Raw genomic sequence first — 25,358 nt, 5'->3', positions numbered from 1 at the left:
GCCCGCCCGGATGATGCCGTCGTCGCCCACTCGTACCAGGTCCAGCGGCTGGCGTCGTTCGGTGACGTGCGGGCAGAAGCCGCAGTGGCGACAGACCTCGCGGTCGCGCGTCAGGCGCACCGCGCGGCTGGTCCGCTCCAGAAGGCGCCCGCCGAGCCGGCGCTCCAGCGCCTTGAGCGCATCGGTCGCGGTCGACCGGGGCAGGCCAAGATCCTTGGCGGCGAGCGTGAAGCTCCGCCGCTCGGCGATACGGACGAAGACCCGCATGGCGTCGAACAGAGCCATTATCCGCGCATCCCGGTTGACGTCGCCGGATCCAGATCGATCATCCGGCCGGGCGGAAGGCCCTGCTTCTCCTCATCGCCCACACGCGGAACCAGACGGAGACCGAAGATGACATCTCCCGCAAACCGAATCTCAATTGTCGCGGGCGCGTTGCGCGGCATCGGCGCCGCGATCAACCTAAGGGGAACGGTCGACACCCTTCGCGGGGCTTCGAGGCTGCGGTGCAATGACAATCGGATCGTCGATCTCTTTTCCAGCGCCGTCGGTCTCCAGCAGCCAAGCTACGGCGTCTGCGCCGCCGCTAGGGCCGGCGTGGAGGCGCTGAACCATCTCCTGTCGAAGGCGCTCCTTGGCCGCTACGTCACGGTGAACGCGGTCTAGCCCGGGCCGACGGCCTCGGTCCGGGACGGCAAGCCGCAGAAGGTCGTCGACCGCCTCGCGAAGCTCGCCCCGCCAGAGCGCCTCGGCCGGCCCCGGGACATCGCCGACGCCGTCGCCTTCCTGCCGGGCCCCGACGGCGGCTGGATGCAGGCGACGACCTGCCGCACAACGCCCTCGGCGAGATCCACGGCAACGTGTCGTTCGGCGACGTCGGGGACAGGGCGTTCAACGGCAAGGGCTTGATCGCGGGCGACCTCGACTTGGCGCAGGCAACGACCTCAACGGGGGCGGCAGGGGCTCGGTCGTGGACGCCCGCATCGTCTCGGGCGAAGGCAACGACGCCGTCGTCGGCGGCGACGGTGAGGACACGGTCGAGGGGGGCGGCGGCGCGGACAGGATCGCGGGCAAGGCTGGAGACGATGTGCTGAGAGGCGGTGCGGGCGCGGACGTCATCGACCGGGGGAGCGGCGACGACGAGCAGACCGGTGGAAGCCTGGCGGACGTGTTCCGCTTCAGACGCCATTCCGGGACGACGTGATCACGGACTGGGTCGACGGTAAGGACAAGCTGGACCTCCGCGCGCCCAACATCGATATCTCATCCTCGCTGCGCGACGTGAAGCCGGCGTGGGAGAACCGTGCGGGGGGCGAGGTGATCATCGACCTCGACGCGCTGGAAGCGGACGGTTGCCTGGAGATCGCGGGCTGGAACGTGAACCTGATGACCTCGGACGACTTCATCTTCTGAGAGCCTGCGACGACGTCTTCCGCCCGGCTGGCGCTTTCTCGTGGTCCTTGGGCAGCCGCTTCCGGGGCGCGGCCATGCAGGCCGGCCTTGAGCTCGCTCTCGGGAGCCTCGGCCCGACGCCGCCGGAGGTCCGTCTCCTCGCGATGCGAAATCTCGAGCGAGCCGATGGGAGAGACGCGTGTCGGCGCAAGTACGCCGAGGCCAGGGCGGGGCGCGGTCAGCGGGCCTGCGAGCTCAGGCTCCAGGCTGTCGCCGGGGGCGCGCGACGTCTTCGATCCGCGCCAGCTCATCGGCGAGGATGTCGTAGACGAGCCGGATCCGCCGGCTGGTCCGCAGTTCGCGGTGGGTGACCAGCCAGACCGGGAACCGCGTCGCGGGGGCGTCGGGAAACAGCTCGACGACGTCCTCCGTCCGCATCGCGATCTCTCGCGCCATGACGCAGACCCCCAGTCCGCGTTTCATCAGTTCCCAGACGACGACGCCGCTCTCGGACATCAGCCTGAAGTCGTTCGCCGTGACGTCCGCGCCGACGCCGCGCAGGAATGCCGAGAAGGGGTCGATGTCTTCGAAGCCGATGAATTCCTCCCGGGCGATGTCCGAAACCGAGGCCGGCGCGCCATGGCGTTCGACCCAGGAGCGGGCCGCGTAGAAACCCGCCTTGCTCTCGCGAACCAGCTTGCCGACGAGTCCGTCCTCTTCAGGCCGGACATGCCGGATCGCGATGTCCGCCTCGCGCCTTTGCAGATCGCTCAACGCATTGCTCGACACGATGGCCAGCGTGATCCGGGGCGCGTCCCGGCGGATGCGCTCGACGATCTCGGGCAGGATGCAGGCGGCGAAGACGTCGCTTGCGGAGATGCTCACGCGGCCCTCGATGGACTGCGAGCGACCGGACGCCGCGATCGTCATCGCGCTCGCCGCTTCGCCCATGGCGCGGACGTGTTCGAGAAGGGTTTCGCCCGTCTCGGTCAGGACCAGCCGCTTGCCGATCCTTTCGAACAGGGTTGCGTCGAGATCGGCCTCCAGGGCGGCGACCTGTCGGGACAGGGTCGGCTGGGTCAGGCCGAGCCGTCTCGCCGCCGCGGAGAGCGATCCCGCCTCCGCGGTCACAAGGAATGCGCGGGCCCGGTTCCAGTCGAGATCTTTCATGCATCCATGCATATAGAACGTGCGCAGAAGCGCAATTTCATTCGTCGGCGCATATGCTAGACGACGCGGCACAGGAGGCTTCCATGTTCCGAACCGTCGACGACGCACGCTTCTGGGATCGCAGCGCCAGAAAGTATGCGGCCAGTTCAATCTCCGACCTCGCAGGCTACGAGCGCACGCTCGACCGCACACGGCAGGTCCTCGGCGCAGACGACGCGGTCTTCGAGTTCGGCTGCGGCACGGGCACGACGGCGCTCAGGCTCGCCCCGTCGGTCGGGCGCATCGTGGCGACGGACATCTCCGGCGCCATGATCGCGATCGCCCGCGAGAAGGCCGATGCCGACGGGTGCGGCAACGCGCGGTTCGAGGTCGGGACCCCGGACGATCCTCGCTGGCCCGAGGGGACGTTCGACGCGGTCCTGGGCTTCAACGTGCTTCACCTGATCGAAGCGCGCGCGGCGGCCTTGGACGGCGTGCATCGGTTGTTGAAGCCAGGCGGCCTATTCATTTCCAAGACGCCTTGCCTGAGGGAGATGAACCCGCTCGTGCGCCTCGCCATTCCCGTCATGCAGGCCGTCGGCAAGGCGCCGTTCGTGGCGTCCTTCGACGCAGGGGAACTGGAGCGCGACGTCGAAGGGGCCGGGTTCGATATCGTCGAGCGGGCTCGCCATGGGTTGCGAGGCAAGGACGTGCGGCCATTCTTCGTGGCGAGAAAGCGCTAGGGACCATCCGCGACCCTAGGGCGAGGCCGGCGCACCCCCCGTCCCGGACGGCGTCGTGGCGCGGCCCCGCCTGGCACCGGGCCTCGTCAGGTCGTCGCTCGATCCCCCTCCGACGCTGAGCAGGCCTCGTCCGTCGCAAGCCTGAGGGACGGAGGCCGGCCGATCGCGATCCGCCTCCCCCGCCGGGCGATCGACGGCCGAGGGCAAGCGGGATCGCGCCTCCCGGCCGAGCGCGTCGCACGCGTCGCACGCGTCGCCCGGAGGGCTTTCTCGAAACAGCGCGCTCCACTACCCATTCGCAGGTCCACGTGAACCGCTCCGGCGGCTCCGTCTCCCGTCGGCCGCTGAGCTGCTCTCCGGCTACAGGGGTGGTTCGCCGTGCTGCAATGCCTGCTCGGCCCTCAGGCGCTGGCGATCGATTCTCCAGATGGGGCCTTGCGCTCCGGAACGTCGCCGAGAAGCGCGCATCCATCCGTGACCAGCGGCCCCGCGGCCTCTCCGTCCGGCGGGGATGCGAACGGATGGGCATCTCGAGGTCGAGCTTCTACGCCGCGCCTGTCGAAATGCTGCGCGACGAGGAGATCGTCGCCGAGATCCGCGCCATCACGGACGCGTTCGAGCGCGAGAACTATCGACGCGTCGGCGCCGAGTTCCGTCACCGGGGCCACGTCGTTAACGCGAGAATGGGCCGTCGCTTGTTGAAGGCGCACGATCTCAACCCTCGGCCCCGGAGGCGCTTCGTCCGGACCACCGATAGCGATCACGACGGCCCGATCTTCCCGCTCGTCGCGCGCGAGTTCGAGGCTCACGGCCCGACCTGGCCCTCCCCCCTGAAGCGGGTCCACTCGTAATGTCGGTTGAGCCGACGAGGAGGATCCATGCCGAGGAAGAAGCGCAAGCCCGAGGAGATCGTCGCCAAGCTGCGGCAGGTGGACGTTGCGGTGGCGCAGGGCGTCGCGCCGGCGGACGCGATCCGGGGGATCGGCGTCAGCGAGGCGACCTGCCGCCGCTGGCGCAACGAGTGCGGCGGTCTGAAGCTCTACCAGTTGAAGCGGCTCAAGGAGCTGCAGCAGGAGAACTCCCGGCTGAGACGGGCGGTCTCGGACCTGACGCTCGACGAGCTGATCCTGCAGGAGAGCTTGCGGGGGGTGAAGGCCGTCTCGGAAACGGTCCGGCGGACCGTTTCAGGCCGAACGATCAGCCCCGCCCGCCGCCGCGAGAAGGTCCGGGAGGCGTGCGCGGAGCTCGGCGTCTCCGAGCGCCGCGCCCGCCGGGTTCTGGGCCAGCCGCGATCCACACAGCGCCGGGTTCCGCGGTGCGCCGAGGACGATAAGCGGCTGACCGCGGACATCGTGTGGCTGGCGACGACCCACGGTCGTTACGGCTATCGGCGGATCACCGCTCTGCTGCGCCGGGCAGGCTGGGCGGTGAACGCCAGGAGGGTCGAACGGATCTGGCTGCGGGAGGGGCTGCAAGCGCGGGGAAGACAAACGAAGAAGGGGCGGCCATGGCTGACCGACGGCTCGTGCATCCGGCTTCGGCCGGAGCGTGCGTACCATGTCTGAGCATGCGACTTCGCGGGGCGCCGAACGCTTGAAGGCCACAAGTTCCGCATGCTGTGCGTGGTCGACGCGTTCACCCGCGAAGCGCTGGCGATCGTGCCGAAGCGCAGGTTGAACGCGTCGGACGTGCTCGAGGTTCTGGCCGAGCCGATGCTGGCGCGGGGGACGCCGTCGCACATCCGATCCGATGACGGCCCGGAGTTCGCCGCCGTCGCGGCGAGGGAATGGCTCGGTCGCCTCGGCGTCGACGCCGCCTTCATCGAGCCGGGCAGCCCATGGGAGAACGGCTATCTCGAGAGCTTCAATTCGACGCACCGGGACGAGCTGCTCGACGGGGAGATCTTCTAATCCCCGAAGGAGGCGCAGATCCTGATCGAAGCCTGGCGGCGGCACGACAAAACCATCCGGCCCCACTCCGCCCTCGGATGGCTGCCGCCAGCCCCCGTCGTCAGCATGGCCCAGGCGGCCGCCTGGCCGCACCAGACAACGTCAATAGCGATCGCAGCCAATGCCAGCGTCCACTAACATTTAAACCGGATCCGCACTTGAGGCTTGGCCAAGGCGTTGTAGTAGCTGTCGCCGACGCTGCCGACCGACGGCTCTATGCCCGCTTCCGCCAGGCGCTCGGTGTAGCGAATGGACGGATACTGCGAGCCCCTGTCCGAGTGGTGAACCAGCCCCGCGCCGGGCCGCCGCTGGTGGACGGTCTGTTCCAGGGCGTCCAGCACCAAGCCTGCATGCGCCGTGGGGCTGACGCGCCAGCCCACGACCTCCCGGGCGAAAGCGTCGATGACGAAGGCGACGTGCACGAAGCTCTGCCAGGCCGCGCCGTATGTGAAATCGCTGACCCACACCATGTTCGGGGCCGGGACCCGGAACCGCCGTTTCACCCGGTCCAGCGGTCTTGGGGCGGCCTTGTCCGGGACCGTGGTCCTGTGCGGCTCCCCCCGGTTCACCCCCTCGAAACCCAGATCCTTCATCGGCCGCGCCACGGTGCATCGGGCGACATCTAAGCCCTCGCGGCGCATCTGGCTCCAGACCTTGCGCACGCCGTAGACGCCGAGGTTTGCGTCGAAGACACGCCGGATCTCTGGGCGCAGGACTTCGTCCCGCCGCGCGCTAGCCGAACGGCGCGACGGCTCCGTACGTTTGCCGAGGCGATCATAGTAGCTGGAAGGGGCGATCTGCAGGACTCGGCAGATCGGCTGGACCCCATGCTCCGCCCGGTGATCGTCGATGAAGGCGATGATGTCTTCGACCGGCGGTCGAGCTCCGCCTAGGCGAAATACGCTGACGCCTTGCGAAGGATCCCGTTGGCCCGGCGCAGCTCCCGGTTCTCCCGCTCCAGCGCCTTTATCCTCTTGGCGATCTTGGCGGGAACGCCCGCCCGGCGGCCGCCGTCGATCTCCGCCCGCTTCACCCATTCGTTCAGCGTCTGCGCCGCGCAGCCGATCTTCGGTGCAATCGACACGATCGCGGCCCAGCGGGAGCCGCCCTCCGCTTCGCTTTCCAGCACCAAGCGAACCGCGCGCTCGCGGACCTCAGGGGCGAACTTGTTCGTCGTCTTGCTCATGAGCCTCAATCCTACTCAGGAGGTGGAGCCTCCGACAGACCCGGCGCGGTTCAATCCCAAGCATGATCAGCTCCCTGTGCGATTCCTCATCATGCTGATGAACCGTCGCGGCGTGATCAAGAAAATTGAATTCATGTGGGTCGACCTCATCGTGGAGCTCAGCCGGCTGCCCAGTGTCTTAGGCGCAGCGAGTGCGGCGGGCTGACGAGTGATGTGACAGCTTCTCGGCTGCGGATACGAGGTCCATGCTTCGGGGCCATTCCGGCTGAGACGCTACCGTGTCTGGGCGAAAACCTCGCCGGTTCTTGCCCACTGTTTTCGCCCACCTGTCGTCAGCCACCATCGATGCACCGTCACGATGGAGAGCGGACCCATGCGAATTTCGGACAGCGGCGCGAGCCTGGGCGGCGGAGGTCTGGCGGTCTCGCCGGCCGACGCGGCTCGATTGGCTGGCGTCGGGCGCACGAAGATCTACGAAGCGATCGGCAGCGGCGAGCTTCCGAGCATCAAGTTCGGCAAGCGCCGGCTGGTGCGCGTGGCGGCGATCGAGGCGTGGCTCGCCGCGATGGAAGCCCGGACGGGCGCGGCCTGATGGACGGCGGCGCGCCCTTTGCCGGCGGCTTCACGCTTCCGGAGTGTCTTGCCTTCCTCGCGCCGGAGCGGCGGTGGGTCGGTTGGCGCTGGGAAACGCGCAAGGGCAGGGCGACCAAGCCGCCCCATCGGGTCGGGGACGGTCGCGATGGCGGTTACGCGAAGAACGATGATCCTTCGACCTGGGCCACCCTCGACGAGGCGCTGGCCGCGCTCGATGCCGGCGGCCTCGATGGGATCGGCCTTCAGCTGCTCGACCTGAAGGGTTTGGCGGCGATCGACCTCGACGATGTGCGTGATGCCGAGACGGGCGCTCTGCTGCCCTGGGCCGCGCGCCTCGCCGAAACGCCGGGAGCCTATGTCGAGAGCACGCCGAGCCGGGAAGGGCTGCGGGTCATCGGCCGGGTGCGGGACGACCGCCCGCCGATCCATCGCAGGCAGCCCCATCCGGAAGGCGGCTCGTTCGAGATCTACGCGAACACGGAAACCGGACGCTACATCACCGTCACCGGGGAGGCGCTGAAGGACGCCCCGGCGGAACTGGCGTCCATCGACGATGCGATCGCCTCGCTCGAGGCGACACAGAGCAGCTCCGAGGAAGGAGACGATGACGTCGTCCGAGGCGATGCCGAGGGCGAAGCGAACCACGGGCAGGACTCCTTCGAAAGCCAGGTCGAGGCCGCGCTCGCGTCCCTGTCCCCGGCGCTGAAGCGCCTGCTCGCGTATGTCCGCAGCGGCGACCGCTCCGCAGACTTCCAGGCGATCGTGAATGCGCTTCGCAAGCGGTTTCCGCGCGACGTGGCCTCGGAGATCGTGCGCCGGCATCCGGACGGACCGGCCCGCAAGTTCCATGATCGACTGGACGCCGAGTTCCAGCGTTCCTGGGGGAAGGCGGCAGGCCGGACCTCAACGACGAACGATGGAGACAAGACGCCGGACACGGGGGGCGAGGCGACGGAAGACAGTGTCGCGCTGCTCCTGGTCGACCGAGAGGGCGAAGACCTTCGGTTCGACCATGACGCCGGGGCCTGGTTCCGTTGGCAGGGCGATCATTGGGCGAGGGACGTCACCCGCGCCACCGCGGACCATGTGCGCGCCCTGGCCCGCGAGGTCAGCGAGGGTCTCGATGCCAGGGCTCGCGTGGCGGCCCGCAAGTCGAGCTTCGCTCAGGGGGCCGAGAAGCTGGCCAGCGTCGACCGCCGGGTCGCGGTCCGCCAGGACGATTGGAACCCGGACCCGATGCGGCTGGGCGTGCCCGGCGGCGAGGTGGACCTCGCCACCGGCGAGCTGACTCGCCCGGACCGTGCGAGCCTTGTCACGCGGCAGGCTTGCGTCGCGCCCGCCGAAATCGCGAACTGCCCGGCCTGGCTGGAGTTCCTGCACGAGGCGACGGGCGGCGACGAGAAGTTGATCGGCTACCTGAAGCGCATCTTCGGCTACGCGTTGACCGGCGATACGCGCGAGCACGTGCTCGTCTTCATCTATGGCCCCGGCGGAAACGGGAAGTCCGTCTTCCTCAACGCGCTCCACGGTATCCTCGGCGACTACGCGGTCACCGCCCCGATGGACGCCTTCACGGCGTCGAACACCGACCGTCACGCCACGGAACTGGCGATGATGAACGGCGCGCGCCTGGTGACCGCGTCCGAGACCGAGAGCGGTCGAGGCTGGGCCGAGGCGCGCATCAAGCAGTTGACGGGCGGGGATCCAATCTCGACCCGGTTCATGCGGCAGGACTTCTTCACCGTCCAGCCGCAGTTCAAGCTGGTCATCGTCGGCAACCACAAGCCGGTTCTGCGGAATGTCGACAAGGCCGCCCGCCGTCGCTTCCAGATCGTCCCCTTCACGCGAAAGCCCGCGTGGCCGGACCGGACGCTGGGCGAGCGGCTGCGCGACGAATGGCCGGGAATCCTGCGATGGGCGATCGACGGCTGCATCGAGTGGCAGGCGCGCGGGCTGCGCCCGCCTGCGGCGGTGCTGAAGGAAACGGACGCTTACTTCGGGACGCAGGACCTGATCGGCCAATGGCTGGACGATTGCTGCCTGGTCGATCCCGGGAACGCCGCGCGCTTCGAGCCGGCTGCGGACCTCTTCGCGTCCTGGACCGAATGGTGCGTGGCCAACGGTGAAAAGCCCGGCGCGCTGAAGGTGTTCGGCGACCAGTTGGAACAGCGGGGATACCTCGGCACGCGGAGGAAGGTCGGGGGCAAGCAGGCCCGCGGGCGGATCGGCCTGACGCCGCTGAAAGAGGCGGCTCCGCACTGGGGTGATGAGCGATGACGGAACGGGTGACAGATCAGACCCCCGTGACGTGTCACCCTCACATGAGGCGAAATCAATGGCTTGCACCTCGGGTGACACGTGGTGACGCTTTTTTAGGGGATATCGAGCCTACGCGCGCGCGCCTCAAGAGAGATATGCGAAAACCCGTCACCACGTGTCACCCGTCACCCCGCGTCGCCGTGAGCGGCGTCGATGGCAATCGATCGACCAGCCGGTTCGCCAGGGGATTTCGAGAAAATCCGAGGGGCAGATCATGGGCGGGTTAGGGTCCGGGCGACGCTCCGGCTGGGGACGCACGCCGCTGGAGCACCGCCGCCGCATCGAGATCGGCCGACTGCATCGCGCCGGTTGTCTGCGCGAGGCGTGGACGCCTTCCTGGACCTGGTCGAGCGAGGGCGAAGAGATCGCGCGCATCAACTTGGTCGCCGCGCCTGGCGGGCTGCGCCTGATCTACAGCGTGAGATTGGCGGGACGCGACTGGGAGGACGTCGACGAGTTCGTGCCGGTCGAGCGGACGCCCTGCCGGTTCGGCGGCGACCGTCCCTGGTTCCGCTGTCCCGGCGTCGTGAACGGCGCGCCCTGCGGTCGGCGGGTGGCGATGCTCTACGCGGTTGGCAAGTGGTTCCTGTGCCGGCATTGCGCCCGCTCGCCCTACGCCAGCCAGCGCGAGGATGCCATGGACCGGGCTCTGCGCCGCGCGAACAAGTTGCGCCGGCGGCTCGGCGGCGAGCCGGGCCTGGGCGCGGCGATTCCGCGCCGGCCCAAAGGCATGTGGCGGCGGACCTATGATCGGACCGTCGACGAGATCCATAACCTGGAGGATGCGGCTGATCGCGCCTTCTTCCACAAGGCCGAGGCCCTCCTCGCGATCATCGATGGCAAGCGACAGCCGAAAAGGGGACGACCATGAGCGATGCAGGTTCCTTCGCCGTGACCCGGTTCAACGCTATCCGTCATGGCGTCCTGACGCGAGACGCCCTCCTGCCGTGGGAGGACCCTTCCGAGTTCGAGGCGTTGCTGCAGGCGCTGGTGGAAGAGCACCGGCCGTCCGGCCCGACCGAGGAGCACCTAACCGAGGAGATCGCGGGCGTGATCTGGCGCAAGCGCCGCTTGCGAATGGCCGAGCGAGCGGCGCACCAGAGAGGGCTGCAGGAGGGGGCGAAGACTTGGAAAGACCTGTCGGGCGCGGCGACGACCCACCGTCGGGCGAGCGTGCACAAAGAGCCGACCGGCCCTGCGCTCGAGGCGGACCCAAGCCTCGACGCCGCGGATCTAGGGGCGCTGGAGGCGTTCGCCGCGTCGGTCCACAAGGGATGCGCGGCAATGTCAGGGCCGGGCGAGGCGGCGCTGGAGGCGTTCCTGGACGACCTGCCGCCGATCCTCCAGGACCTCGCGGCGGATTTCCTTCGTGCGACGGGCGTGAACCCGGAAGAGGACGACTTGGCCGATCTGGCCGACGGCGACGAACTCGGGGCCTGTTTCATCGAGCGCATCGAGGACTTCGTCGCCCGCCGCCGCCTCGCGATCGAGGCCCGCCCTTTGATCAGGATGCAGGCCATCGGAGAATCCCTCGATGCGGATCGCCTCGACAAGCTGGCGAGGTACGAGTCGCATCTGGACCGCAAGCTGGAGCGGATGCTGTCCATGTTGCTGCGGTTGAAGGAGCGTCGGTCTGGAGGCGGCGAGCGCTGATCCGTTTCGCAAATGCCCTCGCAAAGCTGATGCCGACGCACGGGCCTTGCACGTGATGTGGGAGCGAATGTGGGAACGGTCCGCCCTTCTAGGCGTTATATCTCTGATCTACAATGTAATATATTAAGAAAGTGGCGGAGAGGGTGGGATTCGAACCCACGGTAGAGTTGCCCCTACAACGGTTTTCGAGACCGCCCCGATCGACCACTCCGGCACCTCTCCGCACGTCCGTGGTCAGGACGGGCGGACGTGTAGCCGCGACCCGGAGCGGTTGCAAGAGGGGGCGCGCGGGGAATTTTCGATGACGTCGCGCTCGGGGGGCGAGCGGCTGGGGGCCGGCGAAGGTTCGACCCTTGAGACGCGGACGGCGGTCGCCGGCTTCGCGGTCCGGCGGTCGGCACGCTTCACGACGAGCGGCCGGCCCTATCATTGCCGGCGTCGTCATCCCACATCTTCGCTCGCGGTCGACCGCGCATGCCGCTCGCGGCCTCCGGCGCGCCCGCCGGAGCCGGCGCCGCGGCCCCGCCCGCGATTCCCCCTTGTCTGCTTGACATAGCCGGGGCGCGGCGGCATAAGCCCGGCTCCGGTCGCGGCGGGTCCTTCCTGCCGCGTGATTTTCTGGCGCGACCGGCGCCGCACGCCCCCGCAGAGGGGCGCGCCGTCCGAGGCGGAGCGGACGGGCAGGGCGAAGGCCCCGCCGCAAACGCTCCCGAAAGTCCGCGAAAGCGGCGCCGCAGGACGCGGAAGGATGAAGGAAGACGCGATGTTCGCTGTCATCAAGACGGGCGGCAAGCAGTACAAGGTCGCCGCCGGCGACGAGCTCCAGGTCGAGCTGCTGGCCGCCGAGGCCGGCGAGACCGTGCAGTTCAACGAGGTCCTGATGCTGGGCGGCGAGGGCGAGCCCTCGATCGGCTCGCCGTTCGTGACCGGCGCCGCGGTGCAGGCCGAGGTCGTCGAGTTCACCAAGGGCCCCAAGGTGATCTCGTTCAAGCGCCGCCGCCGCAAGCACTCCTCGGCGCGCCGCAAGGGTCACCGCCAGAAGTACGTCCTGGTGAAGATCACCGAGATCCTCGCCTCGGGCGGCGACGCGACCGGCGTCAAGGCCGCCGTCGGCGCCGCCTCGGCCCCCGCGGCCGTCGCGGCCGAGTAACCGTCAGCGCAAGGAGACATAAGTCATGGCTCATAAAAAGGCAGGCGGCTCCTCCCGCAACGGCCGCGACTCCGCAGGCCGTCGCCTGGGCGTCAAGAAATACGGCGGCGAGGCCGTGATCCCCGGCAACATCCTGATCCGTCAGCGCGGCACCAAGTGGTGGCCGGGCGAGAACGTCGGGATGGGCAAGGACCACACCCTGTTCGCCACCGTCGAGGGCGCCGTGAAGTTCACCAAGGGCTTCCGCGGCCGGACCTTCGTGTCCGTGATCCCGCTCCCGGAGGCCGCGGAGTAATCCCGCACCCCGCCCGGGACGATCATCGGGAGGGCCGGCGGGAACACCCCGCCGGCCCTCCGGCATTTCAGGCGCGCCCCCGCGCCGCCATCGACGATTTCGTCGCCGGAACGAGGCGCCCGGCAGAGGCGCGACGGCATGGGAAGGAGTCCCCCGGGAGGGAGTAGGAAAAGATGTTGGACGGGCTGACGATCGCGCCCCTGATCGAAGCGGACCGGATGGTCCTGAGGCCGCCGCGCCCGCGCGACGCCGGACTGATCGCGCTCTACCTGTCCGACGCCCGCGCCGCGAAGTCGCTGGCGCTGATCCCGCATCCCTATCCCCCCGGCGCCGCCGAGCAGATGATCGAGCGGGCGCTGGCCGGCAAGCGCTCGGGCCCCCTCTACGTGATGGACGCCACGCCCTCGGACGGACCCGAGATGGTCGGGCTGGTGTTCCTCAACAAGGAGAAGGAGGACGGCGTCTTCCAGGTCTCCTACGTGGTGGGTCCGGCCTTCCGCAACACCGGCTACGCGATCGAGGCCCTGGGCGCGGTGCGCGACCACCTGTTCGCCGCCGGCGCCAAGGCGCTGACCGCGAAGGTCTACCAGGACAACGACGTCTCGGCCCACGTGCTGACGCGCGCCGGCTTCGACTACCTCGGCGAGGGCGAGGCGTATTCCGCCGCGCGCGACGCCGTCGCGCCGACCTGGCGCTACAGGCTGGAGCGGGACCGGTGGCTTACACGGAGCTCCTGACCCCGCGTCTGCGCCTGCGCCTTCCCGCGCCCGGCGACGCCGGGCGGCTGGCGGAGCTGTCGACCGATCCCCAGGTGGCGCGGATGACCACGCGCATCCCCTATCCCAACAGCGCCGAGGCGGTTCGCGAGGCGCTGGTCGCCATGGCGATGGCGGGCGAGGTGGTGCGGGTGATCGACGACGGGCGCGCGCAGGGGCTGGTCTCGATCTCGGCCGACGGCGCGCTGGGCTACTGGCTGGGGCGCGAGGCGCGCGGCCGAGGCTATGCGCAGGAGGCGGCGCGGGCGATGATCGCCCATGCCTTCGGCCCCCTGCGCCGCACGCGGATCGAGGCGCGGGTCTACGCCGACAACGCGCCCTCGCTGCGGGTGCTGTGCAAGCTGGGCTTCCGGTGGGCGGGCTCGGACCGCAGCTTCTCGCTGGGGCGCGGGGCGGCGGCGGACGGGCACGTGATGACGCTGACCCGCGACGCCTGGGCGGCCGGGCAGGGCTTCGCCCTCGCCACGCCCCGGCTGGTGATCGCGCCGCTGGCGGCGGAGGACGCGGCCGAGCTCGCCGCGCTGACCGACCCGGAGACGGCGCGGATGACCGAGAGCGTGCACCACCCGATGACCGAGGCCGAGGCCGCCGCCCGCATCGCCGGCCGGCGCTTCCGCAGCCGCCCCGGCTTCTGCGTGGGCGTGCGCCACGACGGCCGGCTGGTCGGCGAGCTGGGCCTCGCGCCGATCCCCCGCGACGGCGGCGCGCCCGACGTCTCGATGTGGTTCGGCCCCGACTGGCGGCGACGCGGCTTCGCCTCGGAGGCGATGGCGGCGTTTCTGCCCCACGTGATGGATCGCTTCGGCCTGCAGATGCTGCGGGCGGAGGCGTTCGAGGACAACACAGGCTCTCTGACCGTGCTCGCGCGCTTCGGCTTCGCGACGGACGGCAGCGGGCTCGGCACGGCGCCGGGGCGCGCCGAGATCGCGATGCTCAAGCGCCTGTCGCTGACGCGCGCGGCGCTCGACGCGGCCCTGGCGGCCTGCCCGGAAAGGAACGCGGCATGAAATTCCTCGACCTCGCCAAGGTCTACATCCGCTCGGGCGCCGGCGGGAACGGGTGCCTCTCGTTCCGGCGGGAGAAGTTCGTCGAATACGGCGGCCCCGACGGCGGCGACGGCGGCAAGGGCGGCGACGTCTGGGCCGAGGCCGTGGACGGGCTGAACACCCTGATCGACTTCCGCTACCAGCAGCACTTCTTCGCCAAGAACGGGCGGCCGGGCGCGGGCAAGCAGCGCACCGGCGCGGACGGCGACGACATCGTGCTGCGCGTGCCCGCGGGGACCGAGATCCTCGACGAGGACGAGGAGACGGTGCTCGCCGACCTCACCAACGTCGGCGACCGGGTGCTGCTGGCGCGCGGCGGCAACGGCGGCTGGGGCAACCTGCACTTCAAGACGCCCACCAACCGCGCGCCCCGTCGCGCCAACCCCGGCCAGCCGGCGGTGGAGCGCACGCTGTGGCTGCGCCTGAAGCTGATCGCGGACGTGGGCCTCGCCGGCCTGCCCAACGCGGGCAAGTCGACGTTCCTCTCGGCGGTGTCGAACGCGCGTCCGAAGGTGGCGGACTATCCGTTCACCACCCTGCACCCCAACCTCGGCGTCGCCGCGGTGGACGGGGCGGAGATGGTGGTCGCCGACATCCCCGGCCTGATCGAGGGCGCCCACGAGGGCCGGGGCCTGGGCGATCAGTTCCTGGGCCATGTCGAGCGCTGCGCGGTGCTGCTGCACCTGATCGACGGCACGGCCGAGGACGTGGTCCACGACTGGCACGTGATCCGCGAGGAGCTGCGCCTCTACGGCGGCTCGCTGGCCGACAAGCCGGTGGTGACGGGCCTCAACAAGGTCGACGCCCTGACCGAGGAGGAGGTGGCCGAGAAGCTCGCGGCCCTCGCCGAGGCGGGCGCGGGCAAGGTCCTGCCGATGTCCGGCGTCTCGGGCCACAACGTCACCGAGGCCCTGCGCCTGCTGCGCCGCGAGGTGATGACCAAGCGCCGCGCCGAGGCCGATCAGAAGGCGATCGAGGAGGGCCAGGCGGAGGAGACCGAGACGTGGCGTCCCTGAGCGCAGACGACGGCGCCCTCTCCCGCGCCGCCGAGCAAGGCGCCGCGTCGGCCGTCGCGCCCGGGGCCGGCGCCTCGTCCGCGGCGCTCGGCCAGTGTTCGCGCCTGGTGGTGAAGATCGGCTCGGCGCTGCTGGTCGACGCGGCCACCGGCAAGCTGCGGCGCGAGTGGCTGAAGGGCGTCGCCGCCGACCTCGCGGCGATCCGCGCGCGGGGGGCGGAGGTGATGGTCGTCTCCTCCGGCTCCATCGCGCTGGGCCGCCGGGTGCTGGGCTTCCGCCGCGGCGCGCTGGCGCTGGAGCAGGCGCAGGCCGCCGCCGCCGTCGGCCAGATCCGCCTCGCGCAGGCCTATGCCGAGGTGCTCGAGCCCCACGGCCTGACCGCGGCCCAGGTGCTGCTGACCCTCGACGACACCCGCGAGCGGCGGCGCTATCTCAACGGCCGCGCCACCCTGCGCCAGCTCCTGGGCCTGGGCGTGATCCCGGTGGTGAACGAGAACGACACCGTCGCCACCGACGAGATCAAGTTCGGCGACAACGACCGGCTCGCCGCCCGCGTGGCGCTGATGGCGGGCGCGGACCTGCTGGCGCTGCTCTCGGACGTCGACGGGCTCTACACCGCCGATCCGCGCCGCGACCCGGAGGCGACCCGCTTCGACGTGGTCGACCGCATCAACCCCTCGATCGAGGCGATGGGCGCGGGCGTGGGCTCCGACGCCGGCTCGGGCGGCATGCGCACCAAGCTGCTGGCGGCCAAGACCGCCACGCGCGGCGGCTGCGCGATGATCATCTGCAAGGGCGAAGTGGACCGCCCCCTGACCGCGCTGGCCGAGGGCGCGCCCGCCACGCTGTTCCGCGCCGAGGTCTCGCCGCTGAACGCGCGCAAGCAGTGGATCGCGGGCATGAAGCCTATGGGCCGGCTGGTGGTCGACGCCGGCGCCGCGCGCGCGCTGCTGCGCGGCAAGTCCCTGCTGCCCGCCGGCCTTCGCGCCGTCGAGGGCGGGTTCGAGCGGGGCGACCCCGTGGCCATCGTCACCGAGGCCGGCGTCTCGGTCGGCGCCGCGCTCGCGGGCTACGGCGACGCCGAGGCGCGCGCCGTGGCGGGCCTGCACTCGCGAGAGGTTGAAGGCGCGCTGGGTCACCCCGGCCGGGTCGAGGTGGCGCACAGCGACAACATCGTCATATGGGAAGCGGGGGCCGCACGGGCCGCCCCGGCCGAAACGGAGGAGACCGAGTGATGGACGGATCGATCGCAAGCGACGCGAAGACCCTCGACGTCCCGGCGGTCATGGCCGAGATCGGGCGCCGCGCCAAGGCCGCCGCCGCCGAGCTCGCCTACGCCCCCGCCTCGGCCCGCGACGCCGCCCTGCGCGCCGCCGCCGACGCGATCGAGGCGCGCGAGGCCGAGATCCTGGCCGCCAACGCCAAGGACATGGCCTTCGGGCGCGAGAAGGGCCTGACCGACGCGATGATGGACCGCCTGCTGCTGACGGCACCGCGTGTGGCGGCGATGGCCCAGGGCCTGCGCGAAGTGGCGGCCCAGGAGGATCCCGTCGGCCGCGTGCTGGAAGAGTGGACCCGCCCCAACGGCCTGCGCTTCCGCAAGGTGGCGACGCCGCTGGGCGTGATCGGCGTGATCTACGAGAGCCGCCCCAACGTGACCGCCGACGCGGGCGGGCTATGCCTGAAGTCCGGCAACGCCGCGATCCTGCGCGGCGGCTCGGAGAGCTTCCACTCCGCCGGCGCGATCCACGCCTGCCTGCAGGACGGGCTGCGGGCAGCAGACCTGCCCGCCGACGCGATCCAGCGGGTGCCCACCCGCGACCGCGCCGCGGTGGGCGAGATGCTGACCATGCAGGGCGCGATCGACGTGATCATCCCGCGCGGCGGCAAGGGCCTGGTGGGCCGGGTTCAGGCCGAGGCCCGCGTGCCGGTCTTCGCCCATCTCGAGGGCATCTGCCACGTCTACGCCGACGCCGCCGCCGACCCCGAGAAGGCGCGCAAGGTCATCCTCAATGCCAAGACCCGGCGCACCGGCATCTGCGGCGCGGCCGAGTGCCTGCTGATGCACCGCGACTACGCGGCCGGGCAGGGCGCGGCGACCATCGCCATGCTGCTCGACGCCGGCGTCGAGGTGCGCGGCGACGCGGCCGTTCAGGCGATTGACCCCCGCGTGGTCCCCGCGACCGACGCCGACTGGGGCTGCGAGTTCCTCGACATGATCCTCGCCGCCAGGGTGGTGGACGACGTCGACGCCGCCATTGCCCACATCCAGCGCTACGGCTCCCAGCACACGGAGGCGGTGCTGACCGAGGACGACGCGGTGGCGGAGCGGTTCTTCGCCCGCCTCGACAGCGCGATCCTGCTGCGCAACGCCTCGACCCAGTTCGCCGACGGCGGCGAGTTCGGCTTCGGCGCCGAGATCGGCATCGCCACCGGAAAGATGCACGCCCGCGGGCCGGTCGGGGCCAAGCAGTTGACCTCGTTCAAGTACCTGGTCGAGGGCGACGGCACGACCCGGCCGTAAGGCCGGGACGGGTCGGCGGCCGCTCCGGCGACGCGCGCGCCGGGGCGCCGCCGGGGCCGCCCCGCCCGGCGACGATCACAGCGCCTCGCAGAGCGGCGGTCGCGGATCGCCCACCGCCCGCGGCGACATGAGCAGGCTGCAGGCGTCGTATCCGACCGCCTCGAAACGCGCCGCGATCGACGACAGGACCTCGGGCGCGAGCCGATCCTCGCGGGCCAGGATCCAGCCGTAGTCGCGGGAGGGATGCCCGATCGCCGCCCAGCGGTAATCCGGGTCGAGCGCGATGACGATGTAGTCCCCCGACAAGGGCCAGAGCCAGGTCCCCAGCAAGCTCACGAAAGTGACCTCGAGCGCGCCCACGTCCGAAGGTCCGGTGAATCTCGCCCGTCCCTCCGCCGTGCTGCGGGCGCCGTCCGCCTCGAGGCAGCTGTTGACGACTTCGATCCCGTCGACGTCCGGGGCCGGCGAATAGGTCGCCGTCGTGCCGGCCGCGCAGTCCGACTGGAACCAGTTCGGGATCACCGCGATCTCGTGCCAGAGCCCGAGATATCGCTCCAGGTCGAACCCAGCCACGGGCGTCACCTCCGCGGGCTCCTGCGCGACCGCCGGGCCGGCCAGGCTCGCGGCGGCGAGCGCGACGGCGACGGCGAGGCGAGCGGGAAGAAGATCGACGGCGCGCATGGACGTCTCCTCGGACAGGGTGCGGGTGGGTGGAAGATAGGGCGGCCGCGGCGTCCGGCACGGTCCCGAGCCCCCGCGGACGGCGCGAAGGCCAGGCGGTCCGGTCGGGCCCGTCGCCCCGGGCGCTCAGGCGTCCGGCGCCAGCCCCCGCAGGAACAGGTCCTCGAGGAAGCGCGCGGCGTCGTCGATGTGGCCGTCGCCCTCCACGCCCAGCACGATGCGCACCTGCACGTCGAAATCGGCGTAGTGCTGGGTCGTCGACCAGATCGCGAAGATCAGGTGATGGGGGTCCACGCGGCGGATCTTTCCGGCGCGGATCCAGGCGCGGATCACCTCGGCCTTCTCCTCGACCAGCGCCTTCAGGCGGCCGTGCAGATAGGCCTCGATCCGCGGCGCCCCCGACATCACCTCCGAGGCGAACAGCCGGCTCTCGCGCGGACGCTCGCGGGCCATGTCGAGCTTGCGGCGAAGGTAGGCGCGGATCTCGCGCATCGGGTCGCCGTCGGCCGACAGCGCCTCCAGCGGCTCCAGCCACTCGTCCAGCAGCCCCTCCATCAGGGCCGCGTGGATGTCCTCCTTGCGGCGGAAATAGTAGAGCAGGTTGGGCTTCGACATGCCCGCCCCCTCGGCGATCTGGTCGAGCGTCGCGCCCTTGAACCCGTGCTGGGAGAAGGCCTCCAGCGCGCTGTCGAGGATCTTGCCCTCGTTCTGCTGCTGGATGCGGGTGCGCCGCTTGGTGCGCGCGGCGCGGGGCGGCTCGGTGCTGGTCACGCGCCCGCCCGCCGGCGTCGCGCCGGACCAGGGGCGGGGGTGCGCGCTGCTGTCGCCGTCATGGGCCGCTCGCCTCCCGGGTTTTCCTGTTGACGGTCGGGGCCGTCCTGCTAGCGTGAACTTTGACCAGACGGTTAACTCGCCGCAAGAGCTTTCGCCGGTCCGGGGGCGGCCCCGGCGAAGGCCGGAGGACCTCCCCGATGCCCGCAGGCGCGACGCCAGACGCCACGCGCACCCGTCCTGAGGCTCCGCGACCCGGCTCCCGCCGGTCGTTCGGCGCAGCGCCGCCCCTCCGCCCGCATCTCTCCCTCCGCCGCGCCCGGCGCGGCCAAGACAGGCTGTATCGCACCCATGGCTGACCTCGGCTCCAACCTCCAGATCAACTCCGACCGCCTGTGGGACTCGATCCACGAGCTCGCCAAGATCGGGCCGGGCGTGCGGGGCGGCAACAACCGCCAAACGCTGACCGACGCCGACGCCGAGGGCCGCCGCCTGTTCCAGTCCTGGTGCGAGGACGCGGGCATGACCATGGGCGTGGACAAGATGGGCAACATGTTCGCCCGGCTGGAGGGGGAGGACCCCTCCCTGCCGCCGGTCTACATGGGCTCGCATCTCGACACCCAGCCCACCGGCGGGCGCTACGACGGCATCCTGGGCGTGCTCGGCGGACTCGAGGTGGTGCGCACCCTGCGCGACCTGAACGTGAAGACGAAGCACCCCATCGTGGTGGTCAACTGGACCAACGAGGAGGGCACCCGCTTCGCCCCCGCCATGCTCGCCTCGGGCGTCTACGCCGGCGTGCACGAGATGGACTGGGCCTATGAGCGCACCGACGCCGAGGGCAAGTCCTTCGGCGCCGAGCTGGAGCGCATCGGCTGGAAGGGCGAGGAGGAGGTCGGCGGCCGCCCGATGAAGGCGATGTTCGAGCTGCACATCGAGCAGGGTCCGATCCTGGAGGCCGAGGGCAAGGACATCGGCGTCGTCACCCACGGCCAGGGCCTGTGGTGGCTGCAGATCACCCTGACCGGCAAGGACGCGCACACCGGCTCGACCCCCATGGCGATGCGGGTGAACGCGGGCCTGGGCATGGCGCGCATCACCGAGCTGGTGCACACCATCGCCATGGACGCCCAGCCCGGCGCCGTGGGCGCCATCGGCCATGTCGAGGTCTACCCCAACTCGCGCAACGTGATCCCGGGCAAGACCGTCTTCACGGTCGACTTCCGCTCCCCCGACCAGGCGAAGCTCGACGGGATGCGCGCGCGGCTGGAGGCGGAGGCCCCCAAGATCGCAGCCGACCTCGGGCTCGGCATCGAGATCGAGGTCGCCGGCCACTTCGACCCGGTCACCTTCGACGAGGGCTGCGTGACCGCGGTGCGCAAGGCGGCCGAGTCGCTGGGCTACTCCCACATGAACATCATCTCCGGCGCCGGCCACGACGCCTGCTGGATCAACAAGGTGGCCCCCACCTCGATGATCATGTGCCCCTGCGTGGACGGCCTGAGCCACAACGAGGACGAGGAGATCACCCAGGAGTGGGCGGCGAAGGGCACGAACGTGCTGCTGCGCGCGGTGCTGGAGACGGCGGAGATCGTGGGGTGAGGATTGTTCATAAGCCATCGGGACGCGAAGCGGCGCGTCGAAAGGGAAAGTTCGCTTGTTTCCCTCCGGGTTCGAATGAAGTCGTTGACGTGCGCGAATTCGATCTGATCGAAGATGCTGCGGTGTTCTTGCTGATGAACCCTGGCTGGAAAGTCTGGGTTAAAGCAAACTCCGCTGAGCAAGATGGGCAAGTCAGTGGGGACCTGATCATCGACGGCGCGTTTGATCGCGATGACCTCAAACGGCGCGGAGTCATCTGACCAATAACCGCGCCGAGAAAACTCATCAGCAGGGATGCACCAATGACCAAAGTCATCAAGGGCGGCACGATCGTCACCGCCGACCGCACGTACGAGGCCGACGTCCTGATCGACGGGGAGACGATCCTCGAGATCGGCGCGAACCTGAAGGGCGACGAGACCATCGACGCCGAGGGCGCCTACGTCATGCCCGGCGGCATCGACCCGCATACGCACCTGGAAATGCCCTTCATGGGCACGACAGCCGCCGAAACGTTCGAATCCGGCACCTTCGCCGCCGCCGCGGGCGGGACCACGATGCTGGTCGACTTCTGCCTGCCGGGCGAGGACGGATCCATCAGGAACGCGATCCTCGAGTGGGACCGCAAGTCGAAGGACCAGATCTCGGTCGACATCTCGTACCACATGGCCATCACCGGCTGGAACGAGACGATCTTCGAGGAGATGAAGTGGGCCGTCGACCGCGGCATCAACACGTTCAAGCACTTCATGGCCTACAAGGGCGCGCTGATGGTGCAGGACGACGAGATGTTCGCCTCGTTCAAGCGCTGCGCCGAGCTGGGCGCGATGCCGCTGGTCCATGCCGAGAACGGCGACATCGTCGCCGAGCTGCAGGCGAAGTACATGGCCGACGGGGTGACGGGCCCCGAGGGCCACGCCTACTCGCGCCCGCCCGAGGTGGAGGGCGAGGCCGCCAACCGCGCGATCATGATCGCGGATGCGGCGGGCGTGCCGCTCTACATCGTCCACGTCTCCTGCGAGCAGGCGCACGAGGCGATCCGCCGGGCCCGCCAGAAGGGCATGCGCGTCTACGGCGAGCCGCTGATCCAGCACCTGACGCTCGACGAGAGCGAGTATTTCGACAAGGACTGGGACTACGCCGCCCGCCGCGTGATGTCCCCGCCGTTCCGCAACAAGGAGCATCAGAACGGCCTGTGGAACGGCCTCTCGGCCGGCTCCCTGCAGGTGGTGGCGACCGACCACTGCGCCTTCTCGACCGAGCAGAAGCGGTTCGGCCTGGGCGACTTCACCAAGATCCCCAACGGGACCGGCGGCATCGAGGACCGGCTCTCGGTCCTGTGGACCCATGGCGTCGAGACCGGCCGGCTGACGCCGGAAGAGTTCGTCGCCGTGACCTCGACCAACATCGCCAAGATCCTCAACGTCTATCCCCGCAAGGGCGCGATCCTGCCCGGGGCGGATGCGGACATCGTGGTGTGGGACCCGAAGGCCACCAAGACCATCTCGGCCGCCACCCAGAAATCCATCATCGACTACAACGTCTTCGAGGGGTTCGAGGTGACGGGCCTGCCGCGCTACACGCTGTCCCGCGGGGACGTCGTCTGGGCCGCCGGCCAGAACTCCCAGCCCCAGCCCGGCCGGGGCAAGTTCATCCCGCGCCCGGCCTTCCCGGCGCCGAACAAGGCGCTGTCGACCTGGAAGGCCCTGACCGCGCCGCGGGCGATCGAGCGCGATCCGCTCAACATCCCCTCGGGGGTCTGAGCGCCGATGAGCCAGGCCGCCGACGCGACCCGAGCCAACGCCGCCGCGCCTCGATCGGTGATCGAGGCGCGGGACCTGTGCCTGACCTTCAACACCAACGACGGGCCGGTGCATGCGCTGTCCGACATCGACCTGACCATCGGGCAGGGCGACTTCGTCTCCTTCATCGGGCCGTCGGGGTGCGGGAAGACCACCTTCCTGCGCGTGGTGGCGGACCTGGAGCGGCCGACCTCGGGCACGATCTCGGTCAACGGCATGAGCCCGGAGGAGGCGCGGCGCGCCCGCGCCTACGGCTACGTCTTCCAGGCGGCCGCGCTCTATCCCTGGCGGACCATCGCCGGCAACATCCGCCTGCCGCTCGAGATCATGGGCTTCTCGAAGGCCGAGCAGACCCAGCGGATCGAGCGGGTGCTGAAGCTGGTCGAGCTCGACGGGTTCGGCAAGAAATATCCCTGGCAGCTCTCGGGTGGCATGCAGCAGCGGGCCTCCATCGCCCGCGCGCTCGCCTTCGACGCCGACATCCTGCTGATGGACGAGCCCTTCGGCGCGCTGGACGAGATCGTGAGGGACCACCTCAACGAACAGCTTCTAAGGCTCTGGCGGGAAACGGGAAAGACCATCGGCTTCGTCACCCATTCGATCCCGGAGGCGGTCTATCTCTCGACCCGCATCGTGGTGATGAGCCCGCGCCCCGGCCGGATCGTGGACGTGATCGAGAGCCCCCTGCCGCTCGACCGTCCGCTCGACATCCGCGAGAGCCCGGAGTTCCTCGCCGTCGCCCACCGGGTGCGCGAGGGGCTGCGCGCGGGGCATTCCTATGACTGAGCCGGCCCGTCGGGCGCATCTCCATGCGCCGGTCCTGCAGGCGGCGCACGGCGCATCGGGACGCGCCAAGCGGGGGCGGTCATGAGCCTCGGCCGCAACGCCCTGCCGGTGCTGGCCGTCGTCGCCGCCATCGTGGCGCTGTGGTACCTCGGCGCGCTGGCGCTCAACCTGCCGTGGGAGCGGGACCAGGCGGCGCGGGCGAAGACCGAGGTCGCCTTCCTCGACATGGCCGCGGGCACCATGGCGCAGGAGCGGCCGGTGCTGCCCGCCCCCCACCAGGTCGTCGTCGAGATCTGGGAGACGACGGCCGAGAAGAAGATCACCTCCAAGCGCAGCCTCGTCTACCACGGCTGGATCACCCTGTCGGCGACGCTGCTGGGGTTCCTGTTCGGCACCGGGCTGGGGATGCTGCTGGCGGTGGGGATCGTGCATTCGCGGGCCATGGACCTGTCGATCATGCCCTGGGTGATCGCCTCCCAGACCATCCCGATCCTGGCGCTGGCGCCGATGATCATCGTGGTGCTGAACGCGGTGGGGCTGCAGGGGCTGGTGCCCAAGGCGCTGATCTCGACCTATCTCTCCTTCTTCCCCGTGGTGGTGGGCATGGTGAAGGGCCTGCGCTCCCCCGACCGGATCCAGCTCGACCTGATGCGGACCTGGTCGGCCTCGGGCGGGCAGACCTTCTGGAAGCTGCGCTGGCCGGCGGCGGCGCCATACCTCTTCGCCTCGCTCAAGATCGCCGTGGCCGCGAGCCTGGTCGGCGCCATCGTGGGCGAGATGCCCACCGGCGCGGTCGCGGGCCTGGGCGCGCGGCTGCTGGCGGGCAGCTACTACGGGCAGACCATCCAGATCTGGGCCGCGCTCTTCGCCGCCGCGGCGCTCGCCGCCGCGCTGGTGGCGATCATCGGGCTTGCGGGGCGCATCACGCTGGCGCGCATGGGGTTCGGACGATGAGCGTGGCGACGACGACCTCCGTCGGAACGGTCCGCGCGCGGGCGGCGGGGCTGCTGGCGCTCGCGGTCGCGGCGGTGGTGGTGGGGCGGGCGCTGCTCGCCCTCGGGCCCGGGGTCTCCTTCTGGGTCTGCGTGGTCGCGGGCTGGGCGGCGGCGGCGGCGCTGGTCTCGGCGCTGGCGCGGCTGGCGGACCGGGACCGGACCTGGGGCAGGGCGGCGGCGCTGGCCGCGCCCATCGTCTTCGGGGCCACGCTGCTGCTGTTGTGGGAGGCGATCGTGCGCGGCGCGAACGTGCCCACGGTGCTGCTGCCGCCCCCGTCGATGATCTTCGCGCGGCTGGTCTCCTCGCCCGAGATCCTGTGGGCCGACTTCCAGCAGACCTTCCTGAAGTCGGTGCTGATCGGCTACGCGCTGGGCTGCGGCTCGGCCTTCCTGACGGCGCTGGCGATCGAGCGGTCGGATTTCCTCCAGCGCGGCCTGCTGCCGGTGGGGAACTTCGTGGCCGCCCTGCCGATCGTAGGCGTCGCGCCGATCATGGTGATGTGGTTCGGCTTCGACTGGCCCTCGAAGGCCGCGGTCGTGGTGATCATGGTGTTCTTCCCGGTGCTGGTGAACACGGTCGAGGGGCTGAAGGCCGCCGACCGGATGCAGCGGGACCTGATGCGCACCTGGGCCGCCACCCCGCGCCAGGAGCTGCTGAGGCTCCGCCTGCCCATGGCCGCGCCCTTCATCTTCAACGGCCTGAAGATCGCCAGCACGCTGGCCCTGATCGGCGCCATCGTGGCCGAGTTCTTCGGCACCCCCACCGTGGGCATGGGCTTCCGCATCTCGACCGAGGTCGGGCGGATGAACGTGGACATGGTCTGGGCCGAGATCGCGGTGGCCGCGGTGGCGGGGTCGCTGTTCTACGGCCTTGTCTCGCTGGTCGAGCGCTCCATCACTTTCTGGCACCCTTCCCAGAGACGATGAGG

Annotated in this window: 24 protein-coding genes, 1 tRNA gene, 4 pseudogenes and 1 other annotated feature; of the genes and pseudogenes, 22 read left to right on the top strand and 7 right to left on the bottom strand. The window is 70.2% G+C overall.

The window, feature by feature from the left end; translation table 11 throughout:
* Nucleotides 1–165: 165 nt before the first annotated feature.
* Nucleotides 166–267, bottom strand: a pseudogene (locus tag P2H44_RS04060) (helix-turn-helix domain-containing protein); the annotation flags it as partial.
* A 126-nt stretch (nucleotides 268–393) separates the two neighbouring features.
* Between P2H44_RS04060 and P2H44_RS04055 the strand changes: the two are divergent.
* The 3 genes from P2H44_RS04055 (at nucleotide 394) to P2H44_RS04045 (ending at nucleotide 1,413) form a co-directional block, all read left to right on the top strand.
* Complete coding sequence (locus tag P2H44_RS04055; protein WP_275762158.1) at nucleotides 394–666, top strand: SDR family oxidoreductase; 273 nt, start codon at nucleotides 394–396, stop codon at nucleotides 664–666.
* A 304-nt stretch (nucleotides 667–970) separates the two neighbouring features.
* A complete protein-coding gene (locus P2H44_RS04050; RefSeq protein ID WP_275762157.1) occupies nucleotides 971–1,204 on the top strand; it encodes a calcium-binding protein in 234 nt (77 codons plus the stop codon).
* Nucleotides 1,201–1,413, top strand: a complete 213-nt coding sequence (locus tag P2H44_RS04045; RefSeq protein ID WP_275762156.1) for a hypothetical protein — start codon at nucleotides 1,201–1,203, stop codon at nucleotides 1,411–1,413. The genes P2H44_RS04050 and P2H44_RS04045 overlap by 4 nt, the downstream gene beginning before the upstream one ends.
* 234 nt (nucleotides 1,414–1,647) lie before the next feature.
* Here P2H44_RS04045 and P2H44_RS04040 read toward each other — a convergent pair whose 3' ends face one another.
* Entirely contained in the window at nucleotides 1,648–2,562 is a 915-nt protein-coding gene (locus P2H44_RS04040; RefSeq protein WP_275762155.1) for a LysR family transcriptional regulator, read from the bottom strand.
* 83 nt (nucleotides 2,563–2,645) lie between these two features.
* On the opposite strand from P2H44_RS04040, the gene P2H44_RS04035 reads away from it, so the two are divergent.
* The gene (locus P2H44_RS04035; RefSeq protein ID WP_275762154.1) at nucleotides 2,646–3,284 is read left to right on the top strand and encodes a class I SAM-dependent methyltransferase; all 639 of its coding nucleotides are present in this window, start codon (nucleotides 2,646–2,648) and stop codon (nucleotides 3,282–3,284) included.
* A 401-nt stretch (nucleotides 3,285–3,685) separates the two neighbouring features.
* Here P2H44_RS04035 and P2H44_RS04030 read toward each other — a convergent pair whose 3' ends face one another.
* A complete protein-coding gene (locus P2H44_RS04030) occupies nucleotides 3,686–4,093 on the bottom strand; it encodes a hypothetical protein (protein ID WP_275762153.1) in 408 nt (135 codons plus the stop codon).
* Nucleotides 4,094–4,162: 69 nt separating this feature from the next.
* Here P2H44_RS04030 and P2H44_RS04025 point away from each other — a divergent pair.
* Nucleotides 4,163–5,371, top strand: a pseudogene (locus tag P2H44_RS04025) (IS3 family transposase).
* A gap of 26 nt (nucleotides 5,372–5,397) precedes the next feature.
* Here the strand turns inward: P2H44_RS04025 and P2H44_RS04020 are convergent.
* Nucleotides 5,398–6,419, bottom strand: a pseudogene (locus P2H44_RS04020) (IS3 family transposase); the annotation flags it as partial.
* Nucleotides 6,022–6,138 (bottom strand) — a sequence feature (AL1L pseudoknot). It overlaps the preceding pseudogene by 117 nt.
* 373 nt (nucleotides 6,420–6,792) lie before the next feature.
* Here P2H44_RS04020 and P2H44_RS04015 point away from each other — a divergent pair.
* The 4 genes from P2H44_RS04015 (at nucleotide 6,793) to P2H44_RS04000 (ending at nucleotide 10,985) form a co-directional block, all read left to right on the top strand.
* Complete coding sequence (locus P2H44_RS04015; RefSeq protein WP_275762152.1) at nucleotides 6,793–7,011, top strand: helix-turn-helix domain-containing protein; 219 nt, start codon at nucleotides 6,793–6,795, stop codon at nucleotides 7,009–7,011.
* Nucleotides 7,011–9,290 (top strand): phage/plasmid primase, P4 family, encoded by a 2,280-nt coding sequence (locus tag P2H44_RS04010; protein ID WP_275762151.1) that lies wholly within the window; start codon nucleotides 7,011–7,013, stop codon nucleotides 9,288–9,290. Before P2H44_RS04015 ends, P2H44_RS04010 begins: the two co-directional genes overlap by 1 nt.
* 157 nt (nucleotides 9,291–9,447) lie before the next feature.
* Nucleotides 9,448–10,203 (top strand): hypothetical protein, encoded by a 756-nt coding sequence (locus P2H44_RS04005; protein ID WP_275762150.1) that lies wholly within the window; start codon nucleotides 9,448–9,450, stop codon nucleotides 10,201–10,203.
* Nucleotides 10,200–10,985: a hypothetical protein gene (locus P2H44_RS04000; RefSeq protein WP_275762149.1), complete on the top strand. Its 786-nt coding sequence runs from the start codon at nucleotides 10,200–10,202 to the stop codon at nucleotides 10,983–10,985. The genes P2H44_RS04005 and P2H44_RS04000 overlap by 4 nt, the downstream gene beginning before the upstream one ends.
* Nucleotides 10,986–11,117: 132 nt before the next feature.
* Here the strand turns inward: P2H44_RS04000 and P2H44_RS03995 are convergent.
* Nucleotides 11,118–11,207: transfer RNA gene (locus tag P2H44_RS03995), tRNA-Ser, on the bottom strand.
* A gap of 541 nt (nucleotides 11,208–11,748) precedes the next feature.
* Between P2H44_RS03995 and rplU the strand changes: the two are divergent.
* From rplU to P2H44_RS03960, 7 genes and pseudogenes are all read left to right on the top strand, one after another.
* Nucleotides 11,749–12,129 (top strand): annotated as a pseudogene (rplU, locus tag P2H44_RS03990) (50S ribosomal protein L21); the annotation flags it as partial.
* Nucleotides 12,130–12,160: 31 nt separating this feature from the next.
* Complete coding sequence (rpmA, locus tag P2H44_RS03985) at nucleotides 12,161–12,430, top strand: 50S ribosomal protein L27 (RefSeq protein WP_275762148.1); 270 nt, start codon at nucleotides 12,161–12,163, stop codon at nucleotides 12,428–12,430.
* 176 nt (nucleotides 12,431–12,606) lie between these two features.
* On the top strand, nucleotides 12,607–13,167 hold the full coding sequence (locus P2H44_RS03980; protein WP_275762147.1) for a GNAT family N-acetyltransferase: 561 nt from the start codon (nucleotides 12,607–12,609) through the stop codon (nucleotides 13,165–13,167).
* Nucleotides 13,146–14,213: a GNAT family N-acetyltransferase gene (locus tag P2H44_RS03975; protein ID WP_275762146.1), complete on the top strand. Its 1,068-nt coding sequence runs from the start codon at nucleotides 13,146–13,148 to the stop codon at nucleotides 14,211–14,213. The genes P2H44_RS03980 and P2H44_RS03975 overlap by 22 nt, the downstream gene beginning before the upstream one ends.
* Complete coding sequence (gene obgE / locus P2H44_RS03970) at nucleotides 14,210–15,268, top strand: GTPase ObgE (protein WP_275762145.1); 1,059 nt, start codon at nucleotides 14,210–14,212, stop codon at nucleotides 15,266–15,268. The genes P2H44_RS03975 and obgE overlap by 4 nt, the downstream gene beginning before the upstream one ends.
* Nucleotides 15,269–15,372: 104 nt before the next feature.
* Nucleotides 15,373–16,503: a glutamate 5-kinase gene (proB, locus tag P2H44_RS03965; protein ID WP_275762877.1), complete on the top strand. Its 1,131-nt coding sequence runs from the start codon at nucleotides 15,373–15,375 to the stop codon at nucleotides 16,501–16,503.
* Nucleotides 16,503–17,792, top strand: a complete 1,290-nt coding sequence (locus P2H44_RS03960; protein WP_275762144.1) for a glutamate-5-semialdehyde dehydrogenase — start codon at nucleotides 16,503–16,505, stop codon at nucleotides 17,790–17,792. Before proB ends, P2H44_RS03960 begins: the two co-directional genes overlap by 1 nt.
* A 75-nt stretch (nucleotides 17,793–17,867) precedes the next feature.
* Here the strand turns inward: P2H44_RS03960 and P2H44_RS03955 are convergent, their stop codons facing one another.
* A complete protein-coding gene (locus P2H44_RS03955) occupies nucleotides 17,868–18,473 on the bottom strand; it encodes a lipocalin family protein (RefSeq protein WP_275762143.1) in 606 nt (201 codons plus the stop codon).
* 126 nt (nucleotides 18,474–18,599) lie between these two features.
* Nucleotides 18,600–19,244 carry a TetR family transcriptional regulator C-terminal domain-containing protein gene (locus tag P2H44_RS03950; protein ID WP_275762142.1) on the bottom strand — a complete coding sequence of 215 codons (645 nt, stop codon included), beginning with the start codon at nucleotides 19,242–19,244 and terminating at the stop codon, nucleotides 18,600–18,602.
* 351 nt (nucleotides 19,245–19,595) lie between these two features.
* Here P2H44_RS03950 and P2H44_RS03945 point away from each other — a divergent pair, with 351 nt between their 5' ends.
* From P2H44_RS03945 to P2H44_RS03920, 6 genes are all read left to right on the top strand, one after another.
* A complete protein-coding gene (locus P2H44_RS03945) occupies nucleotides 19,596–20,846 on the top strand; it encodes a Zn-dependent hydrolase (protein WP_275762141.1) in 1,251 nt (416 codons plus the stop codon).
* Nucleotides 20,847–20,935: 89 nt separating this feature from the next.
* Nucleotides 20,936–21,106: a hypothetical protein gene (locus P2H44_RS03940; RefSeq protein WP_275762140.1), complete on the top strand. Its 171-nt coding sequence runs from the start codon at nucleotides 20,936–20,938 to the stop codon at nucleotides 21,104–21,106.
* A 42-nt stretch (nucleotides 21,107–21,148) separates the two neighbouring features.
* Complete coding sequence (hydA, locus tag P2H44_RS03935; protein WP_275762139.1) at nucleotides 21,149–22,609, top strand: dihydropyrimidinase; 1,461 nt, start codon at nucleotides 21,149–21,151, stop codon at nucleotides 22,607–22,609.
* A 6-nt stretch (nucleotides 22,610–22,615) separates the two neighbouring features.
* A complete protein-coding gene (locus P2H44_RS03930) occupies nucleotides 22,616–23,434 on the top strand; it encodes an ABC transporter ATP-binding protein (RefSeq protein WP_275762138.1) in 819 nt (272 codons plus the stop codon).
* 81 nt (nucleotides 23,435–23,515) lie between these two features.
* Complete coding sequence (locus P2H44_RS03925) at nucleotides 23,516–24,388, top strand: ABC transporter permease (RefSeq protein WP_275762137.1); 873 nt, start codon at nucleotides 23,516–23,518, stop codon at nucleotides 24,386–24,388.
* Between the two features lie 173 nt (nucleotides 24,389–24,561).
* Nucleotides 24,562–25,356 carry an ABC transporter permease gene (locus tag P2H44_RS03920; protein ID WP_275762875.1) on the top strand — a complete coding sequence of 265 codons (795 nt, stop codon included), beginning with the start codon at nucleotides 24,562–24,564 and terminating at the stop codon, nucleotides 25,354–25,356.
* Nucleotides 25,357–25,358 lie beyond the last annotated feature (2 nt).

Source organism: Albimonas marina, assembly GCF_029223255.1.
GTDB lineage: Bacteria > Pseudomonadota > Alphaproteobacteria > Rhodobacterales > Rhodobacteraceae > Albimonas.
Note: the sequence above shows the minus strand (reverse complement) of the source record. Positions and strands in the feature narration are given on the sequence as shown.

Coding starts and splice junctions, on each gene's coding strand:
- P2H44_RS04055 (WP_275762158.1), top strand. CDS start 394: ATGACATCTCCCGCAAACCGAATCTCAATTGTCGCGGGCGCGTTGCGC.
- P2H44_RS04040 (WP_275762155.1), bottom strand. CDS start 2,562: ATGAAAGATCTCGACTGGAACCGGGCCCGCGCATTCCTTGTGACCGCG.
- P2H44_RS04035 (WP_275762154.1), top strand. CDS start 2,646: ATGTTCCGAACCGTCGACGACGCACGCTTCTGGGATCGCAGCGCCAGA.
- P2H44_RS04015 (WP_275762152.1), top strand. CDS start 6,793: ATGCGAATTTCGGACAGCGGCGCGAGCCTGGGCGGCGGAGGTCTGGCG.
- P2H44_RS04010 (WP_275762151.1), top strand. CDS start 7,011: ATGGACGGCGGCGCGCCCTTTGCCGGCGGCTTCACGCTTCCGGAGTGT.
- P2H44_RS04000 (WP_275762149.1), top strand. CDS start 10,200: ATGAGCGATGCAGGTTCCTTCGCCGTGACCCGGTTCAACGCTATCCGT.
- rpmA (WP_275762148.1), top strand. CDS start 12,161: ATGGCTCATAAAAAGGCAGGCGGCTCCTCCCGCAACGGCCGCGACTCC.
- obgE (WP_275762145.1), top strand. CDS start 14,210: ATGAAATTCCTCGACCTCGCCAAGGTCTACATCCGCTCGGGCGCCGGC.
- P2H44_RS03960 (WP_275762144.1), top strand. CDS start 16,503: ATGGACGGATCGATCGCAAGCGACGCGAAGACCCTCGACGTCCCGGCG.
- P2H44_RS03955 (WP_275762143.1), bottom strand. CDS start 18,473: ATGCGCGCCGTCGATCTTCTTCCCGCTCGCCTCGCCGTCGCCGTCGCG.
- P2H44_RS03945 (WP_275762141.1), top strand. CDS start 19,596: ATGGCTGACCTCGGCTCCAACCTCCAGATCAACTCCGACCGCCTGTGG.
- hydA (WP_275762139.1), top strand. CDS start 21,149: ATGACCAAAGTCATCAAGGGCGGCACGATCGTCACCGCCGACCGCACG.
- P2H44_RS03930 (WP_275762138.1), top strand. CDS start 22,616: ATGAGCCAGGCCGCCGACGCGACCCGAGCCAACGCCGCCGCGCCTCGA.
- P2H44_RS03925 (WP_275762137.1), top strand. CDS start 23,516: ATGAGCCTCGGCCGCAACGCCCTGCCGGTGCTGGCCGTCGTCGCCGCC.